The sequence below is a fragment of the Thioclava sp. JE_KL1 genome (assembly GCF_009296265.1).
Taxonomy (GTDB): domain Bacteria; phylum Pseudomonadota; class Alphaproteobacteria; order Rhodobacterales; family Rhodobacteraceae; genus Thioclava.
In genome coordinates, this window is the sequence record NZ_WBJS01000005.1 from 378,168 (window position 1) to 394,265 (window position 16,098).

Annotated in this window: 19 protein-coding genes; 3 read left to right on the top strand and 16 right to left on the bottom strand. The window is 65.5% G+C overall.

The window, feature by feature from the left end:
• Window positions 1–20: 20 nt before the first annotated feature.
• The 3 genes from F8R15_RS11870 to F8R15_RS11880 are packed head-to-tail and all read right to left on the bottom strand — an operon-like array spanning window position 21 to window position 2,445.
• Window positions 21–689, bottom strand: coding sequence for an HAD family phosphatase (locus tag F8R15_RS11870; protein WP_152844711.1), 669 nt, complete (start codon window positions 687–689; stop codon window positions 21–23).
• Window positions 686–1,249 (bottom strand): 16S rRNA (guanine(966)-N(2))-methyltransferase RsmD, encoded by a 564-nt coding sequence (rsmD, locus tag F8R15_RS11875; RefSeq protein WP_152844712.1) that lies wholly within the window; start codon window positions 1,247–1,249, stop codon window positions 686–688. Before rsmD ends, F8R15_RS11870 begins: the two co-directional genes overlap by 4 nt.
• Window positions 1,246–2,445 (bottom strand): NAD(P)/FAD-dependent oxidoreductase, encoded by a 1,200-nt coding sequence (locus F8R15_RS11880; protein ID WP_152844713.1) that lies wholly within the window; start codon window positions 2,443–2,445, stop codon window positions 1,246–1,248. Before F8R15_RS11880 ends, rsmD begins: the two co-directional genes overlap by 4 nt.
• Before the next feature lie 82 nt (window positions 2,446–2,527).
• On the opposite strand from F8R15_RS11880, the gene F8R15_RS11885 reads away from it, so the two are divergent.
• On the top strand, window positions 2,528–3,016 hold the full coding sequence (locus F8R15_RS11885) for a peroxiredoxin (RefSeq protein WP_152844714.1): 489 nt from the start codon (window positions 2,528–2,530) through the stop codon (window positions 3,014–3,016).
• A 52-nt stretch (window positions 3,017–3,068) separates the two neighbouring features.
• Here the strand turns inward: F8R15_RS11885 and F8R15_RS11890 are convergent, their stop codons facing one another.
• The 6 genes from F8R15_RS11890 to smc form a co-directional block, all read right to left on the bottom strand.
• Entirely contained in the window at window positions 3,069–3,440 is a 372-nt protein-coding gene (locus F8R15_RS11890) for a 4a-hydroxytetrahydrobiopterin dehydratase (RefSeq protein ID WP_152844715.1), read from the bottom strand.
• Between the two features lie 57 nt (window positions 3,441–3,497).
• Entirely contained in the window at window positions 3,498–4,379 is an 882-nt protein-coding gene (locus F8R15_RS11895) for a mechanosensitive ion channel family protein (RefSeq protein WP_152844716.1), read from the bottom strand.
• A 39-nt stretch (window positions 4,380–4,418) separates the two neighbouring features.
• A complete protein-coding gene (locus F8R15_RS11900) occupies window positions 4,419–5,606 on the bottom strand; it encodes a GNAT family N-acetyltransferase (protein WP_152844717.1) in 1,188 nt (395 codons plus the stop codon).
• 57 nt (window positions 5,607–5,663) lie between these two features.
• Window positions 5,664–6,431, bottom strand: a complete 768-nt coding sequence (locus F8R15_RS11905; protein ID WP_368731042.1) for a glycerophosphodiester phosphodiesterase family protein — start codon at window positions 6,429–6,431, stop codon at window positions 5,664–5,666.
• Entirely contained in the window at window positions 6,428–6,883 is a 456-nt protein-coding gene (locus tag F8R15_RS11910) for a RidA family protein (RefSeq protein ID WP_078541698.1), read from the bottom strand. Before F8R15_RS11910 ends, F8R15_RS11905 begins: the two co-directional genes overlap by 4 nt.
• 127 nt (window positions 6,884–7,010) lie before the next feature.
• Window positions 7,011–10,469, bottom strand: coding sequence for a chromosome segregation protein SMC (smc, locus tag F8R15_RS11915; protein WP_152844719.1), 3,459 nt, complete (start codon window positions 10,467–10,469; stop codon window positions 7,011–7,013).
• A gap of 239 nt (window positions 10,470–10,708) precedes the next feature.
• Here smc and F8R15_RS11920 point away from each other — a divergent pair, with 239 nt between their 5' ends.
• Window positions 10,709–11,065: a CidA/LrgA family protein gene (locus tag F8R15_RS11920; RefSeq protein WP_152844720.1), complete on the top strand. Its 357-nt coding sequence runs from the start codon at window positions 10,709–10,711 to the stop codon at window positions 11,063–11,065.
• The gene (locus tag F8R15_RS11925) at window positions 11,058–11,774 is read left to right on the top strand and encodes an LrgB family protein (RefSeq protein WP_152844721.1); all 717 of its coding nucleotides are present in this window, start codon (window positions 11,058–11,060) and stop codon (window positions 11,772–11,774) included. Before F8R15_RS11920 ends, F8R15_RS11925 begins: the two co-directional genes overlap by 8 nt.
• On the opposite strand, the gene F8R15_RS11930 is transcribed toward F8R15_RS11925, so the two are convergent.
• From F8R15_RS11930 to F8R15_RS11960, 7 genes are all read right to left on the bottom strand, one after another.
• Entirely contained in the window at window positions 11,771–12,427 is a 657-nt protein-coding gene (locus F8R15_RS11930; protein ID WP_078522350.1) for a trimeric intracellular cation channel family protein, read from the bottom strand. The genes F8R15_RS11925 and F8R15_RS11930 overlap by 4 nt on opposite strands.
• Entirely contained in the window at window positions 12,424–12,888 is a 465-nt protein-coding gene (rnhA, locus tag F8R15_RS11935) for a ribonuclease HI (protein ID WP_078551118.1), read from the bottom strand. Before rnhA ends, F8R15_RS11930 begins: the two co-directional genes overlap by 4 nt.
• Window positions 12,881–13,486 carry a glutathione S-transferase family protein gene (locus F8R15_RS11940; RefSeq protein ID WP_152844722.1) on the bottom strand — a complete coding sequence of 202 codons (606 nt, stop codon included), beginning with the start codon at window positions 13,484–13,486 and terminating at the stop codon, window positions 12,881–12,883. The genes rnhA and F8R15_RS11940 overlap by 8 nt, the downstream gene beginning before the upstream one ends.
• A gap of 5 nt (window positions 13,487–13,491) precedes the next feature.
• Window positions 13,492–13,920, bottom strand: a complete 429-nt coding sequence (locus F8R15_RS11945) for a DUF3429 domain-containing protein (protein WP_152844723.1) — start codon at window positions 13,918–13,920, stop codon at window positions 13,492–13,494.
• Window positions 13,920–14,867, bottom strand: coding sequence for a 4-hydroxy-3-methylbut-2-enyl diphosphate reductase (gene ispH / locus F8R15_RS11950; protein WP_152844724.1), 948 nt, complete (start codon window positions 14,865–14,867; stop codon window positions 13,920–13,922). Before ispH ends, F8R15_RS11945 begins: the two co-directional genes overlap by 1 nt.
• A 60-nt stretch (window positions 14,868–14,927) precedes the next feature.
• A complete protein-coding gene (locus F8R15_RS11955) occupies window positions 14,928–15,374 on the bottom strand; it encodes a YqaA family protein (RefSeq protein ID WP_078550823.1) in 447 nt (148 codons plus the stop codon).
• A gap of 84 nt (window positions 15,375–15,458) precedes the next feature.
• The gene (locus tag F8R15_RS11960) at window positions 15,459–16,022 is read right to left on the bottom strand and encodes an NYN domain-containing protein (RefSeq protein WP_078541707.1); all 564 of its coding nucleotides are present in this window, start codon (window positions 16,020–16,022) and stop codon (window positions 15,459–15,461) included.
• Window positions 16,023–16,098: the final 76 nt, after the last annotated feature.

Consider the following 16,098-nt stretch of genomic DNA (forward strand, 5'->3'; position numbering starts at 1 on the left):
TACTTTCGCCAAGCCGAAGATCAGGGATCGAGGCCGATGAGCCGCGGCACCTGGGCCATGTCGGTGAACAGTTCCGCCCCCTCCGCCGCGAGCTTCGGATTGTCGCCTTTCGGCGAATAGCCGAGGCAACGCATGCCTGCGTTTTTCGCCGCGCGCGCGCCGGTGGGGCTATCCTCGATCACGACGCAAGCGGTCGGATCGGCGCCCAGATGGCGCGCGGCATGGATGTAGAGATCGGGCTTCGGCTTGGGCAGTCCCATGTCCTGCCCCGAGAACAGCAGTCCTTCGAGCCGCGTGCGGATATCCGGGTGCTGCCCGAGCGTCGCCTCCATCTTCGCCTGCCGGCCGTTCGATCCGACCGCAAAGGGAATGCCCTCCGCATCGAGCCGGGCGAGAAGGCGCGGGATGCCCGGCATCAGCTCGGTCCCCTCGCGCAGCCGGGCGTAGAGCGCCTTGTAATAGCTGTCGACCCAGCCCTCGGGCAGATCGGCCCCGTGCTCGCGGCCCCATTGATAGACATTCTCGATGGTGGAGCCGATGAAGGCGTCTTCCAGTTCGGAGATCGTCTTATGCACGCCGTAGCGGGCGAATTCTTCCTGGATCAGGTCGAAGGTCGCAGGCTCGCTGTCGACGAGCACACCGTCGCAATCGAACAGGACGGCATGGGGAATCTTCGGGTGGTGCGTCATTCAGGCATCCGGGCAAGGGTTACGAGCGTGTCGCCATAGCGGCGCTGGTCAAGCTGTTCGAGGGCGGCGGGCAGGATCGGCGGGGTGTTCTCTTCCCAAACGATCATCGCGCCCGGAGCGATCCATCCATTCTCGAGACAGGAGGCGAGGGCACGTTCGCCCAGTCCCATCCCATAGGGCGGATCGAGGAAGATCAGATCATAGCCGGGGCCGCGATTTGGACCCATATTGGTCGCATCGCGCCGCCAGACATCGGTGACGCCCATCGCGCGCATCGCCTCGATATTGCGGCGCAGAAGCGCGCGGGCGGCTGTGCCCTCATCGACGAAGGCCACGCGGGCCGCGCCGCGCGACAGCGCCTCCAGCCCCAGCGCTCCGGTGCCTGCGAAAAGATCGAGCACCCGCGCCTCGGGCACCGGATTGCCATGCCCGCCATTCATCAGCAGGTTGAAGATCGACTCGCGCACGCGGTCGGTCGTGGGGCGCAGATGCGCGTCCATGTCGCCTGCACCCACATCCGCCAGTTTCAGCCCGCGTTTCGCGCCTCCGATAATTCTCATTTCATCAGGGCTTTCAGCTCTGCCGTGGTCTCGACCGCCTCGGGCGTCACGGGTTTGCCCGCTTCGATCAGGCGTTTGCCGACCATGTAGGCGCGCGCGTCGTTGATCGCGTCCACCGCGATCAGGCGGCCTGCGCGGAAATACCAGAAGCTGCAGCCGTCATCGTGGCGGCTGACGACCTGATCGTAGCCCGCATTGAGCCCGGCGATCTGCAGCTTCGCGTCGAACTGATCCGACCAGAACCACGGTTTTGGCGCATAGGCGCGGCCTGCTCCCAGCATGTTCTCGGCGACCAGCTCGCCCATGTCGATTGCGTTGCCGACGGATTCGAGGCGGATACGCCCCTCGGAGCCGGGGAAAGAGGCGCAATCGCCCGCCGCCCAGACATGGGGTGCGGAGGTGCGGCCCTGCGCGTCGGCGGCGATGCCGTTTTCGCAATGGATACCGGCTTCGCGGGCGACCTCTTCGTCGGGGGTGATGCCGATGCCGACGATCACGAAATCGGCGGGCAATTCGCGTCCGTCCTCGAGGATTGCGCCGGTGACGGCCTCCTCGCCGGTCAGTCGCGTCAGGCCGACGCCTTCGAGGATTTCGACGCCGCGCTCGAGATGCAGCGCGCGGATCGCGTCTGCGGTTTCCTTGCAGGCGACGCGGCCGAGGATGCGCGGGGCGGCCTCGACCAGCGTGACCTCGAGGCCGAGCTTGCGCGCGACCGCCGCCGCCTCCAGCCCAATATAGCCGCCGCCGACCACCACGAGTCGTTTGCCGGGGGTGAAATGGGGCTGCATCCGGTCGACATCGGCGAGGTTACGCACGGTGAAGACATTGCCCAGATCGCCGCCGATTGCCGCGGGCAGACGGCGCGGCGTGGCGCCGGTGCAGAGCGCCAGTTCGGCATAGTCCTGCGTCTCGCCATCCGACAGGGTGACCGTCTGCGTCTCGGTGTCGATCGCAGTGACGGAGGCGCCGAGCCGGAGCGCGATATCGTTCTCCTGCCACCAATCCGGGGCGCGCAGCGTCAGCCGCTCCAGCTCCATCTCGCCCAGCAGATAGGCTTTCGACAGGGGCGGACGCTGGTAGGGCTGAATGGGCTCCGAGCCGATCACGGTGATCGCCCCGTCAAATTTTAGCGCCCGCAGTTTCGCGGCCATAGAGGCTGCGGCCTGTCCCGCGCCGACGATCACTATTCCACCCATGACTTTCTCCACTGGCCCGGCTCGCGCCTGACCCTATATCGACGGGCGGAACAAGTGCAACGCGAACAAATCGGAGCTTTCTATGACCTTAACGACCGGCGACGTACTTCCCGGCGCGACTTTCCTCGCCGTGGGCGACGAAGGGCCGCAACCCGTGAGCCTTGGCGACAAGATGAAGGGCCGCAAGATCGTGATCTTCGCCGTGCCGGGCGCCTATACCGGCGTCTGCACCACCGCCCATGTGCCCAGCTTCATCCGCACCAAGGACCAATTCGCCGAAAAGGGCGTGGACGAGATCATCTGCGTCTCGGTCAACGATCCCTTCGTCATGAAGGCCTGGGGCGAGGCAACGGGCGCGACCGATGCAGGGCTGACCATGCTGGCCGACCCGGAAGCTGCCTTCACGCAGGCGATCGAGATGGATTTCACCGCGCCGCCCGCGGGCCTCATCAACCGCTCGAAGCGCTACGCGATGCTCGTCGAGGATGGCGTGGTCAAGCACCTGAATGTCGAGGAAAGCCCCGGCACCTGCGAGGCGTCGGCAGGCGAAGGGCTTCTCGCGGAACTCTGATCCGCCCTGTCGAAAACGAAAACGCCCGGCCAAGGAGCCGGGCGTTTTTCGTTTAGTCTTCGTCTTTTTCGACCGGTTCGGTCAGTCGCATCACCGGGCGTCCGATATCGCGGTCGACCTCGGCCACGCCCTCGGCCAGCGAATCCAGCGCGCCTGCCAGTTCGATATCGAGGACGCTGACGCCGCCGCAATCATGGGTGGTCAGCGTGATCTCGAGCTTGTTGTAGACATTGCGCCAGTCGGGATGGTGATCCATCTTCTCGGCGCAGAGCGCGGCTTGGCTCATGAACCCCCAAGCGGCGGAGAAATCCTTGAACAGAAGCCGCTTGATCAGGGCATCCTGCCCGTCGGCCGCGCGCCATCCGGTATCTTCAAGCGCGTTGAGCAGCGCTTTGCGTTCCTCGGGTTCGAGCTTCGATGTCATCGCTTACTCCCTGATGCGTTAAGCTGGCCCGCAGCCTTGCAGCCCCGGGCCGCCAGTTCAAGCGGCACCGCTTTCGCGGGTCACGCTGCGGGTCTCGATTTTCGGCACCTGCACCACTTCGAGCGTGCGCGTGGGGAAGGGGATGCCGATATCGTTCGCGTCGAACTCCACCTTGATCTTGCGGGTATATTCCGCCTGCAGGCCCCAGAAATCTTCCGTCTTGGCCCAGACGCGGAAGGTGAAATCGACAGAGCTGTCGCCCAGTTGCTTCACCCGGATCACAGGCGCGGGCTCCGGCAGGGCACGCGGATCGGAGAGCGAGATATTCTCCAGCACTTCCTGCGTTTTCTTCAGGTCCGCGTCATAGGCGACGCCGATGGTCAGATCCATCATCCGTGTCGGGTTGGCGGAGAAATTGGTGATCGCGCTCGACCAGATGTCGCTGTTGGGCACGATGATCTGGATGCCGTCATAGGTCGTCAGAACCGTGTAGAAGAGCTGGATTTCGGTCACCGTGCCGCTTTCCGAGCCCGCCGCGATGAAATCGCCTTGGCGGAACGGGTGGAACAGAATGATCATCACGCCCGCGGCAAGGTTGGACAGCGTGCCTTGCAGCGCCAGACCGATGGCCAGACCGGCGGCACCGACAAGGGCGGCCAACGAGGTCGTCTGAATACCGAAGCGGTTGAGGATGAAGATCACCCCGATCGCGAGGATCAGGTATTTCACCATATTGCCGAGGAAGCCGAAGAGCGTGTCGTCCAGCCGTTTGTAGCGCTGCGACAGCGCCACGATGCGCCGTTTGGCCCAGGCCGAGATCGCCATCGCGACCAGCAGGATCACCAGCGCAGCCACCACATTCACCGCAACCATAATGGCTGCATCGATCCGATCCTGCGTCAGCCACGCGCTGACATCGGTCAGGTCATTGAAATTCATTCATCGCTCCCGTCATACGTCCTTTAACACTGCTACTTATCACGCCTGCTCATCGCTGCCACCCGAGGGGCTCCGGAACGGCCCCATTTCGGTAAGTATCTCGATATCTTCGTCTACGGCGGCGCGTTCGGCTTCAAGGTACTCCGCGACCGCCCCGCGCAGACCTTCATGGCCGATCCAATGCGCGGAATGGGTGGCCACGGGCAGGTAGCCGCGCGCCAGCTTGTGTTCGCCCTGCGCCCCGGCCTCGACCCGGCTCAGCTTGTGCGCGATCGCGTAATCGACCGCCTGATGGTAGCAAAGCTCGAAATGCAGGAAGGGGTGATCCTCGATGCAGCCCCAGTAGCGCCCGAACAGCGCATCGCGCCCGATCAGGTTCAGCGCGCCCGCGATCGGGCGGTCTCCGTTCATCGCCAGCACCAGAAGCACGTCCTCGCGCATCTCGTGCAGCAGGTCGAAGAAGGCGCGGCTCAGGTAGGGGCGGCCCCATTTTCGCGCGCCGGTGTCCTGATAGAACTGCCAGAACGCATCCCAGTGCTCGGGCCGGATATCGTCGCCGGTCAGCTGTACGATTTCTCCGCCGAAAGCTTGCGCCCGCTGGCGCTCCTTGCGCAGCGCTTTGCGCTTGCGCGAGCTGAGTTCGCCGAGGAACTGGTCGAAGCTCTCGTAGCCCTCGTTGAACCAGTGAAATTGCTGCCCGATCCGCGACAGCCAACCCGCCTCGGCGGCAAGCGCCGCCTCGTCCTCGGTGCAGAATGTCATATGAACCGACGAGACCCCGGCCCCTTCGGCGATCTGAGCCATCCCGGCCAGCAGCGCGCGGCCCCCGGCCTCTTCCAGCCCCGGCAGAACCAGCAGCCGCCGCCCGGCCACGGGGGTGAAGGGCACCGCGCATTGCAGCTTGGGGTAATAGCGCCCGCCCGCGCGCTCGAACGCATCGGCCCAGCCGTGATCGAAGACATACTCGCCCTGGCTGTGCGATTTCACGTAGAGCGGCGCAACGCCGATCACCCGATCGCCCATCCGCGCCACAAGATGCCGTGCGTCCCAGCCCGTGCCCGGCCCGACCGAGCCGGAGGCCTCGAGGGCGGCGAGAAAGCGATGCGTGGTGAACGGGTCGAACGCCCGCTCCCCATCCCCGATTTCGGGGCAGGCGCAGGCGTTCCAATCTTCTTCACTTATTTCGGAAATATCCGAATAAAGCGTGATTTCAACGCTTTGATCCATTTCATCCCGGGTGGTTAGGCCATCCTTTGCCTGAATCTGTACCCTGAGCGCGCGGCGTCAAGCCGGAAGCGCCGAGAGGTAGCCTTCGAAGGTCACGTTATCGGCCACCCGACGCGCGAGAGCCTCCTCGTCGACCGAGCGGATCGTCCAGCACAGAACCGGCACGCCGAGCGATTTCAGCTCACTCACCCGAAGCGCGTTCAGGTCCTTCGCCTCATGCGAGATGAAGGCCGCGCCGACACGCTCGAAATCGGGAATATGGCGCAGCTCGTCGCCGCGTGCCGCGGGCAGCAGCGCCCAGTCATTGGGCTGATAGGCCGAGGTCGTCAGACCGACCGGCACGCCGGGGGCCAGGTCGCCGAAAGCCGCCACCGCGTGGGGGTTGAAGGACATCACCGCGACCGGGCCTTCATAGTCGCGCAGCAACAGCGCCGTAGCTTCTTCCAGCGGGCCGATCTGCTGACCGAGCGCACCGTCCTGATCCTTGATCTCGACCAGAAGCGGGACCTGACCGTCCACGATCTCCAGCACTTCGGCGAGGGTCGGAATGCCCTCCTGCGTGCCGCTCAGATGGATCGCGCCAAGCTCTGCCGACGTGCGCTGGCGCACCGGGCCGCGCTCTGCGGTCAGCCGGTCCAGCGCGTAGTCGTGAAACACCATCGGCACGCCATCGGCCGAGAGTTGCACGTCGATCTCGATCCCGTAGCCTGCCGCGATGGCCGCGCGGATTGCGCCGCGGCTGTTTTCGGGCCGCCCGAGCGTGTAGTCGTGCAGCGCCCGATGCGCGATCGGAAGCCGGAGAAAATCAGGATGCAATGCCATCACGCGACCTCGAAAATCGCCTCGATTTCGACCGCGACGCCCATCGGCAGCGAGGCCGCCGAGACCGCCGAACGCGCGTGACGCCCGGCATCGCCGAAGACCTCGACCATCAGGTCCGAACAGCCGTTCACGACTTTCGGCTGATCGGTAAACTCAGGCGTCGAATTCACGAACCCCACCAGCTTCACCACACGGAGCTTGTCGAGATCGCCGATGGCCGCTTTCGCCTGCGCAATCAGCGCCAGCCCGCAGAACCGCGCCGCCATCGCGCCCTCTTCGACATCCATCCCGTCGCCGAGCTTGCCGCGGATCAGCCCCTCGGGCCCGTTCGAGATCTGTCCCGAGACGAACAGTTGATTGCCGGTGCGCACGAAGGGCACGTAATTCGCCGCCGGTGCCGGGGCATCGGGAAGGTGAATTCCCAGCTCTTCGAGACGTGCTTCGATCTTGGCCATTGCGCCCTCCATGAAATTTCGCGGCGAGGCTAGGCGCGCGCCTGTTTCCCCGCAAGCGGATTCGCGTCTCTTCTTCTTGATCGAAACATCCCGGGGGCGCGATAGCGCGGGGCGGAGCCCCTCACCGTTACGCCACCAGCGCCTCGGCCTTCTTCAGGTCGACCGAGACCAGCTGGCTCACGCCCTGCTCCTGCATCGTGACCCCGAACAGCCGGTCCATCCGCGCCATCGTCACCGCGTGGTGGGTGATGATCAGGAAGCGCGTATCGGTGCGCCGCGTCATCTCGTCGAGCAGGTCGCAGAAGCGCGTCACATTGGCGTCATCGAGCGGCGCATCGACCTCGTCGAGCACGCAGATCGGCGCGGGGTTGGCCATGAAGACCGCGAAGATCAGCGCCATCGCGGTCAGCGTCTGCTCGCCGCCCGACAGCAGCGACAGCGTGGACAGCTTCTTGCCCGGCGGTTGGCACATGATCTCGAGACCGGCCTCCAGCGGGTCGTCGCTTTCGACCAGCTGGAGGTTCGCCGAGCCGCCACCGAAAAGGTGGGTGAACAGCGTCCGGAAGTTCTCGTTCACCTGCTCGAACGCGGTCAGAAGACGCTCGCGCCCTTCGCGGTTGAGCCCTGAAATCCCGGCGCGCAGCTTGCGGATCGCCTCTTCTAGGTCGGATTTCTCCTGCACCAGCGTGTCATGTTCTTCCTGCACTTCGCGGGCGTCTTCCTCGGCGCGCAGGTTCACCGCACCAAGGCTCTCGCGCAGCCGCTTGAGCCGGTTCACTTCCGCGTCGAGCTTCTCCGCGTCGGGCATCTTCTCGGGATCGGCGTCGAGGCTTGCCAGAAGATCCTGCGGCGACTTCTCGGTTTCCTCCAGGATACGTTCGGCGGCATAGGCGACGGTTTCACGGGCCGCGTCGACGCGGGCTTCGGCACGGGCGCGGGCTTCGCGCGCCTCACCGGCCAGACGTTCGGCCTCGCGCTCGGCCAGCTGCGCCTCGCGCAGGGCGCTTTCCGCACCCGACAGCTTGTCTGATGCCTCGGCCTGACGCGCTTCGGCGGTGGCGATGGCCTCCGACAGCTCGGCGCGTTTCGCGGCCAGTTCTTCGGGTGCGGCGGAGGCGTCCTTCAGCTCCGCCTCGCTCTCGATCTTGCGGGTTTCCAGCTCGGCAGAGCGTTTCTCGGCGGTCTCCAACCGGTGCCGCCAGCCCGAGATTTCCTTGGTGATCTCCTGCCGACGCTTCAGCCGCGCCTCGCCCTCGCGACGGATTTCGTCATGGGCGGAGCGCTTGGTCATCATCGTCATTCGCGCCGCTTCGACGGTCATCTTCACCGCCTCGACGTCGCCGCGCGCGGCGTCCAGATCGGGCAGGGACGATTGCGCATTCTCCGCCTCGCGCAGCGCCATCCGCGCGCTGCCAGCCTCTTCCTCGTGGCGGGCGACGGCGAGCTGGGCGCTTTCCAGCTTGGAACTGGCGATGGAGCGATCGGCCTCGGCCCGGCTGAGCGCGCGGCCCGCTTCGGCCAGACGGCGATCGGCATCACGGCGCGCCTCGCGGGCGGCGGCATCGGCGCGGGTGGCCTCTGCCAGCGCGGCGGTCAGCGCCTCATGGGCGGATTTCGCGCCCGAAGCGCGCGCCTCGGCTTCTTCCAGATCACGCTTCAACTCCACCAGACGGTTGAGCTGTTGCAGGCGCAGCGCGGCGGCGGTCGGGGCATCCTCGGCACCGGCGCGATAGCCGTCCCAGCGCCACAAGTCGCCCTCGGTCGACACCAGCCGCTGGCCGGGGGCCAGTTGGTCCTGCAGCCGCACACCCTCGTCGTAATCCTCGACCATACCGATCTGCGAGATCCGGCGGACCAGCACATCGGGCACATCCACATGAGCGGAGAGCGGCTCGACGCCGACGGGCAGGGGCTGCGGCGCGGGATAGTCGGGCAGGGCTTGCCAGCCGGTCGCGTCATCCTCGCCCACTTCCGGCGCGCGCAGATCATCGGCGAGCGCGGCACCGAGCGCCGCCTCGTAGCCGCGATCCACCCGGACGCGGTCGAGAATTTGCTGCCCGTTGGAGGCTTCGCGCTCGACCAGACGCGCGAGCGCCGACACCTCGGCCCGCAGGGCCCCCGCTTCGCCCTCGGCCTCCGAGCGTGCCGCCCGGGCCGCGCTTTCGCGGCCCTGCGCCTCGGCGCGCGCGTCATCGGCGGCGGCCAATGCCTCTTCTGCGGCTTCGGCGGCGGCCTGCGCCTGCGTCTGTGCGCCTTCTGCCGCCTCGAATTCCGCATTCGCCTTCGCAAGCGCGGCAGCAGCGGCTTCGGCAGCCTGCTTCGCCTGCGCCGCGGCGGCTTCGGATTTCTCCGCCGTCGCGCGGTTGTCGGTGACGAGGCGCTGGGACGACTGGTGGCGGGCGGCGAGCCGCGCGACATCCTCGGTCAGTTCCGACAGTTGCGCCTCGCGCTCCTGCAAAATCTGCGCGGCCTCATGGGCGGCATCGACCGCAGCGGCCAGTTTGTCTTCATGCCCTTCGGAGGCTTTCGCGATCTGAGATTGCTCCCATTCGAGCCGTCCGATCGTCTCGCCCGCATCGCGGTTGAGACCCGCTTCGCGCTCCATGTCGCGCACGAGCTGTTCGATCCGGGCCTTCAGCGTCTCGATCCGCGCGATCGCCTGATCTTCCTGATCCGAGAGCGCGTCGCGCTGCACGGTGAGGCGCTGCAGGATTGCGCCCGCGATGGCCTCTTCCTCGCGCAGCGGCGGCAATGCGTCTTCTTTGCCCTGCCGGGCCTTCGCCGCCTCGCGGGAGGCTTTCTCGGCCTGCGCGGCCCCTGCGACCTTCTCGCGATGCGCCTCTTCGGCAGTGGTGCGGGCCAGATCGGCTTCGCGCCAGCGGCGATACAGCAGCATCCCCTCGGCGCGGCGCAGCTCTTCGCCGATGGTGCGGTAGCGCGCGGCCTGACGCGCCTGCCGGGCCAAAGTGGCTAGCTGCGAGGCGAGTTGCTCGATTACGTCGTCGACGCGGGTCAGGTTCTGTTCCGCGCCGTTCAGCTTCAGCTCCGCCTCGTGGCGGCGCTGATAGAGGCCCGAGATGCCGGCCGCTTCCTCAAGGATGCGGCGGCGGTTCTTCGGCTTGGCGTTGATCAGCTCGGAAATCTGGCCCTGCCGCACCAGCGCGGGCGAATGCGCGCCGGTCGAGGCGTCGGCGAACAGCATCTGCACGTCGCGGGCGCGCACGTCCTTGGAGTTCACCTTATAGGCCGAGCCCGCATCGCGGGTGATCCGGCGCACGATTTCCAGCCCGTCGCTGTCGTTGAACCCGGAGGGCGCAAGCCGCTCGGTATTGTCGATCTGCAGCGCGACTTCCGCGAAATTGCGCGCGCCGCGCGACGAGGCGCCCGCGAAGATCACGTCTTCCATCCCGCCGCCGCGCATCGCCGAGGGGCGGTTCTCGCCCATCACCCAGCGCAGCGCTTCCAGGAGGTTCGACTTGCCGCAGCCATTGGGCCCGACGACGCCGGTCAGCCCGTCATGGATCACGAGATCCGTGGGGTCCACGAAGCTCTTGAAACCGTTGAGACGTAGCCGAGAGAAGCGCAATTGCCGAACTTTCCGAATCTGACCGAGTTCTGAGAAGTGTCCGTAGAGCAGGCCTGCGAGTCAATGGGAAGACACTGCATCTGGCGATGATGGGGCTGTTATCCACAATATATTGGCGCATTCTTGCGCAGGTATCGGGGGTGCGAGATGCCCGTCGACGCAGTCGGGTATGCACCTCCTCCGTCTTTTCCTTTTGATCGCGGAGGCTTAGCATCGGATGCGTCCCAAGGAGCCGTCCGATGATCCCAGCCCTGTCCCTGATCCTCGCCTGCCAACTCGCCGGCGAGATCCTGTCCCGCGCTATGCAATTGCCGCTTCCCGGCCCGGTTCTGGGGATGATCTTCCTGCTTTTGCTCATGAGCGTCTCGGGCAAGGTGCAGCAGATCGTGCGCCCCACGGGCCAATTCGTGTTGCAACACCTGTCGCTTCTCTTCGTGCCTGCCGGCGTGGGGATCGTCGCGCATCTTGGTGCGTTGCGCGAGCATGGGATGGGGCTGGCGGTGGCGCTGGTGGTGTCGACGATGTTGGCGATCGTGGTCGGGGCGGCGGTCTTCGTCGCGGTGGCGAAGCTGACCCGGAGCGATGTCGATGACTGATCCGTTCAAGCTCTGGTCCTATCTTTCCTCCGAACCGCTGCTGTGGCTGTGGGCGACGCTGATCGCCTATTGGATCGGGGATGCGATCTTCAAAAGCGTGAACCGCAGCCCCTTCGCCAATCCGGTGATGATCGCGGTGGTGATCCTCGGCGCGGTGCTCCTGATGACCGGCACGCCCTATCAGCGCTATTTCGACGGGGCGCAATTCGTGCACTTCATGCTGGGCCCGGCGACGGTCTGTCTCGCGGTGCCGCTGCATGCGAACCTGCCGAAGGTGAAGCGCGCGCTGCTGCCGATTGCGGCGGGGCTGATCGCGGGGTCGGTCACGGCCATCGTCTCGGTTCTGGCGATTGCGAAGTCGATGGGCGCGGGGCCGGAACTGCTCGCCTCGCTCGCGCCGAAATCGGTGACCGCGCCGGTGGCTATCGGGATTTCGCAATCGCTTGGTGGTGAGCCGTCGCTGACCGCTGCGCTGGTGATCCTGACCGGCATGATCGGGGCGATCACGGTAACGCCGATGCTCAACCTTTTGGGCTTTCGCGACTGGCGGGCGCGGGGCTTCGCGGTGGGTGTCGCGGCGCATGGGATCGGCACGGCGCGCGCCTTTCAGGTGCATGAGACTGCAGGCGCGTTTGCGTCCATCGGCATGGGGCTGAACGCGGTGCTGACCGCCTTCCTCGCGCCGGTGGTGCTGAGTTACTTCGGTTAATACTGCCTCGGCGGGCGCGCCTTGTAGACCGGAAGCTTCCAGCCGAAACGCAGCGATCCGGCGCGCAGCGCAAAGGTCACGCCGCCGCAGATCAACAGCGCGATCAGCGTGTCCGCCCCGAGGGCCGTCGCGATTACCGCGCTCATGGCCCCGGCAAACGCGCAGGAGAGATACAGCTCGCCCTGTTTGAGAACCAGCGGCACCTCGTTGCAGACCACGTCGCGCATCAGGCCGCCGAACGTGCCGGTGGCGATGCCCATGATCAGGACGATCACCGGCCCATGCTCCAGCCGCATCGTGATCGCCACGCCCGCAGGCACGGCCACGGCCAAGGCGCAGGCGTCGAGCCACAGCAGCGCGCGGTAGCGGCTTTCCAGAAGATGCGCGGTGAAGAAAACGACCACCGCCGCCCCTGCCGCGATCAGCACATAGGTGGGATCGCCGACCCAGAAGACCGGGTCGCGGCCCAGAAGCAGATCGCGCAACGTGCCGCCGCCGATAGCGGTCAGCGCAGCAATGAAGATGAAACCCACGAGGTCGAGCTGCTGGCGCGAGGCGACCAGCGCCCCGGTCAGCGCGAAGACCAGCACCGAGGCATAATCCAGCGCCGCGCCCAAGGGAAACTCCCCCAGCCAGTCGGGCAGGGCGGTCATTTTTGCTTGGCCGGTTTGAAGGGCTCCATCCCGGCGCGGGCCAGCTCGTCGGCGCGCTCGTTCTCGGGGTGGCCCGCATGGCCCTTGATCCATTCCCACGTCACGCGATGGCGGCGTTGCGCCTCGTCGAGCCGCTGCCAGAGATCGACGTTCTTCACCGGCTTCTTCGCCGCGGTTTTCCAGCCGTTGCGTTTCCAGCCGTGGATCCAGCCGGTCACGCCGTTCTTCACGTAAGCGGAGTCAGTGGTGATCGTGATCGCGGTATCGCGGGTCAGGGTCTCCAGCGCGTTGATCGCGGCCAGAAGCTCCATCCGGTTATTCGTAGTCTCGGCCTCGCCGCCCTTCAGCTCACGCTCCTTGACGACGCTTTCGCCGTCCATCGCGCGCATCAAAACGCCCCAGCCGCCGGGGCCGGGATTGCCGCTGCAGGCACCGTCCGTCCATGCGTAAAGCTCAGGCATCGAGAGCCACATAGCCGTCGAGCGCTGCGATCCGGTCGAGCCAGCGGCGCAGCGCCGGGAAGGGCTCGAGATCATAACCGCCGCGGGTCTCGGCGGTATGGGTGTAGGCGTAAAGGCAGATATCGGCGAGGCTCATCGTGTCGCCCGCGAGCCAATCGGCCTGCTCCAGCCGCTGCTCCATGATGCCCAGCAGGACGTGGCCGCGCACTTCCAGCGCGTCGAGCGTCTCCTGCGTGCGCTCATGGGCGCGATGCGGATAGCACAGGATCGCGGCGCGCACGGCGATGACGCCCTCGTGCTGGTTCTGCTCCCAGAACATCCACGACAGCATCTGCGCGCGGGCGAACCGGTCCTCGGGGATAAAGCGCGAGCCCTCGCCGAGATAGGTCAGGATCGCGTTGGATTCCGCGAGCACCCGCCCGTCGTCGAGATGCAGCGCCGGCGCCTTGCCGAAGGGCAGTGCGCCGCTCTCATGAGCCTCGGCCAAGGCGTCGGTGTTGTATTCCACGTCGACCCGGTCGTAGCTCTGACCGAGAAGCGCCATCAGCAGGCGCACCTTGTAGCTGTTGCCCGAGGAGGGCATCGAAAAAAGCTTCATCTCGTTCATGTCCTCACAAGCGCGATCAGGCAGGCGATAACGACGACGGTCAGGCCGATGCGCAGTTTGAGCCACCAGCGCGGCGTGTGGCCGAATTTCTGGAACAGCCAGTCGAGCGGCAAGAGCGCGAGGAAGCCCAGGATCAGCACGAAATTCACCGGCATCCCGAGCGCCACGAAGGCGATGAAGAAGATGACCGGAGCGACGGCGAGGAAATAGCCGGTCTCCCATTCCGCGCTCGCGGCGAAGCCCCAGAGGCTGCCCGCCATGAAGCAGAAGATCATCAGACCATAGGCGAGCACCGCCACACGCGGGTCCGCGATGAAGGCGAATTGGCCGGTCTGCACGACCAGCACGCCCCAGAGGAACGGGATCAGCCCGGCAAGGCCAAGGAGCAGCGCGCCGCCGGGGATTTTCGGGCCGATTTCGCGCATCACGACGCCTCTCTCAGCACGCGGGGCACCTTGAATTCGATGTCCTCGCGGGCGGTTTCGATCTGGTCGACGGTCAGGTCATAGCGCTGGCGGAAGGCGTCAATCACCTCGTCGATCAGCACTTCCGGCGCGCTCGCGCCCGCGGTCACGCCGACCGTCTGCACACCCTCCAGCGCACGCCAGTCGATATCCGCGGCGCGCTGCACCAGCTGCGAATAGGCGCAGCCCGAGGCCTTGCCGACTTCGACCAGACGGCGCGAGTTCGAGGAGTTCGGCGCACCGATCACCAGAAGCGCGTCGATATCCTGCGCCATCGCCTTCACCGCCGCTTGGCGGTTCGTCGTAGCGTAGCAGATATCTTCCTTCGCGGGGCCGACGATCTTCGGGAAACGGTCCTGCAAGGCCGCCACAATTGCTGCGGTGTCATCGACCGAGAGCGTGGTCTGGGTGATGAAGGCCAGTTGGTCGGGATCGCGCGGCGTGATCTTGGCCACGTCCTCGACCGTCTCGACCAACAGCACTTCGCCATCGGGCAGCTGCCCCATCGTGCCCAGCACTTCCGGGTGGCCCGCATGGCCGATCATGACCATCTGCAGCCCCTCGTTCGAGTGTCGCTCGGCTTCCTTGTGGACCTTGCTCACCAGCGGGCAGGTCGCGTCGACATAGATCATCTCGCGGCGCGAGGCCTCGGCGGGCACCGATTTCGGCACGCCATGGGCCGAGAAGATCACCGGCCGGTCATCGGGGCATTCGTCGAGCTCTTCCACGAAGACCGCGCCTTGGTCTCGCAGGCTGTCGACGACGTATTTGTTATGCACGATCTCGTGGCGCACATAGACGGGTGCGCCCCATTTTTCGATCGCCATCTCGACGATCTTGATCGCCCGGTCGACGCCCGCGCAAAAGCCGCGCGGGGCCGCCAGATAAAGGGTCAGGGAGGGTTTCATCGCGCGCTCCTTTGTTCGGGTTCAGACCTAAAGCCCCGTCCGCCTCGCGTCCAGAGGCGATCAGCTTGCGAGTTTGATCGCTTCCGCCGTCAGCCAGGCCAGCACCGCGTAGCGCCCTGCCTTGGCCACGAAGACCAGCGGAATGAAGAGCCAGAGCGACATGCGCAGGATGCCGGAGATCAGGCAGATCAGATCGCCGCCGGGCGCCCAGCTCAACAGCAATAGCCCGATCCCCCAGCGCTCGAACCAGCGATGGCCGCGCGCGAGCTGCGCTTCGGAGGCGGGAAACCATTTGCGGTCTTTCCAGTGGGTGACGCCCAGTCCGATCACGTAGGTGACGAGCGAGCCGATCGTGTTTCCCACGGCGGCGATGAGGATCATCAGCCAGATATTCTGGGTGCCAAGCGTCTGCAGCGCGACGAATACGAGCTCCGACTGGAACGGGATCGGCGTCGCCGCCAGAAGCGCCGAGACGAAGAGGCCGAAGAGGGAGACGTTTTCGAGCATAAAGCTTTCCGCGAAAGACAAAGGGCGCGCAGGTGATCTGCACGCCCCTTCAATCACGAATTACGGGTCGCGTCAGGCCCCGGATCAGCTCTCGTCGCCGTTCTCGTCCTCGCGCGGCTCGCGCGGCGGGCGACCGATCACTTCGCGCAGCGCGTCGAGTTCGATGAAATTGTCGGCCTGACGGCGCAGCTCGTCGGCGATCATCGGCGGCTGCGAGCGGATCGTCGAGACGACCGAGACGCGGCAACCCTGACGCTGAAGGCTTTCGATCAGCGGACGGAAATCACCATCGCCGGAGAACAGCACGATATGATCGAGGCGCGGTGCGAGTTCCATCGCATCGACGGCCAGCTCGATATCCATATTGCCCTTCACCTTCCGGCGACCCATGGAATCCGTGTATTCCTTGGCGGGTTTGGTGACCATCGCGAATCCATTGTAATTCAGCCAATCCACGAGCGGTCGGATCGGCGAATATTCTTCACTCTCCAGAAGAGCGGTGTAATAGAACGCGCGGACGAGTTTACCGCGACGTTCGAATTCTTGTCTCAACAGCTTGTAATCAATATCAAAGCCAAGCGCCTTGGCGGCCGCATAGAGATTAGATCCGTCAATGAACAGGGCGAGCCGTTCGTCCTTGTAGAACATACAGTCCTCTTGCACAGGTAGGGTGGACCAGTTCGCGCAGGTGCCGATACGGAAAGTATAGCCGCATCAATTGTGT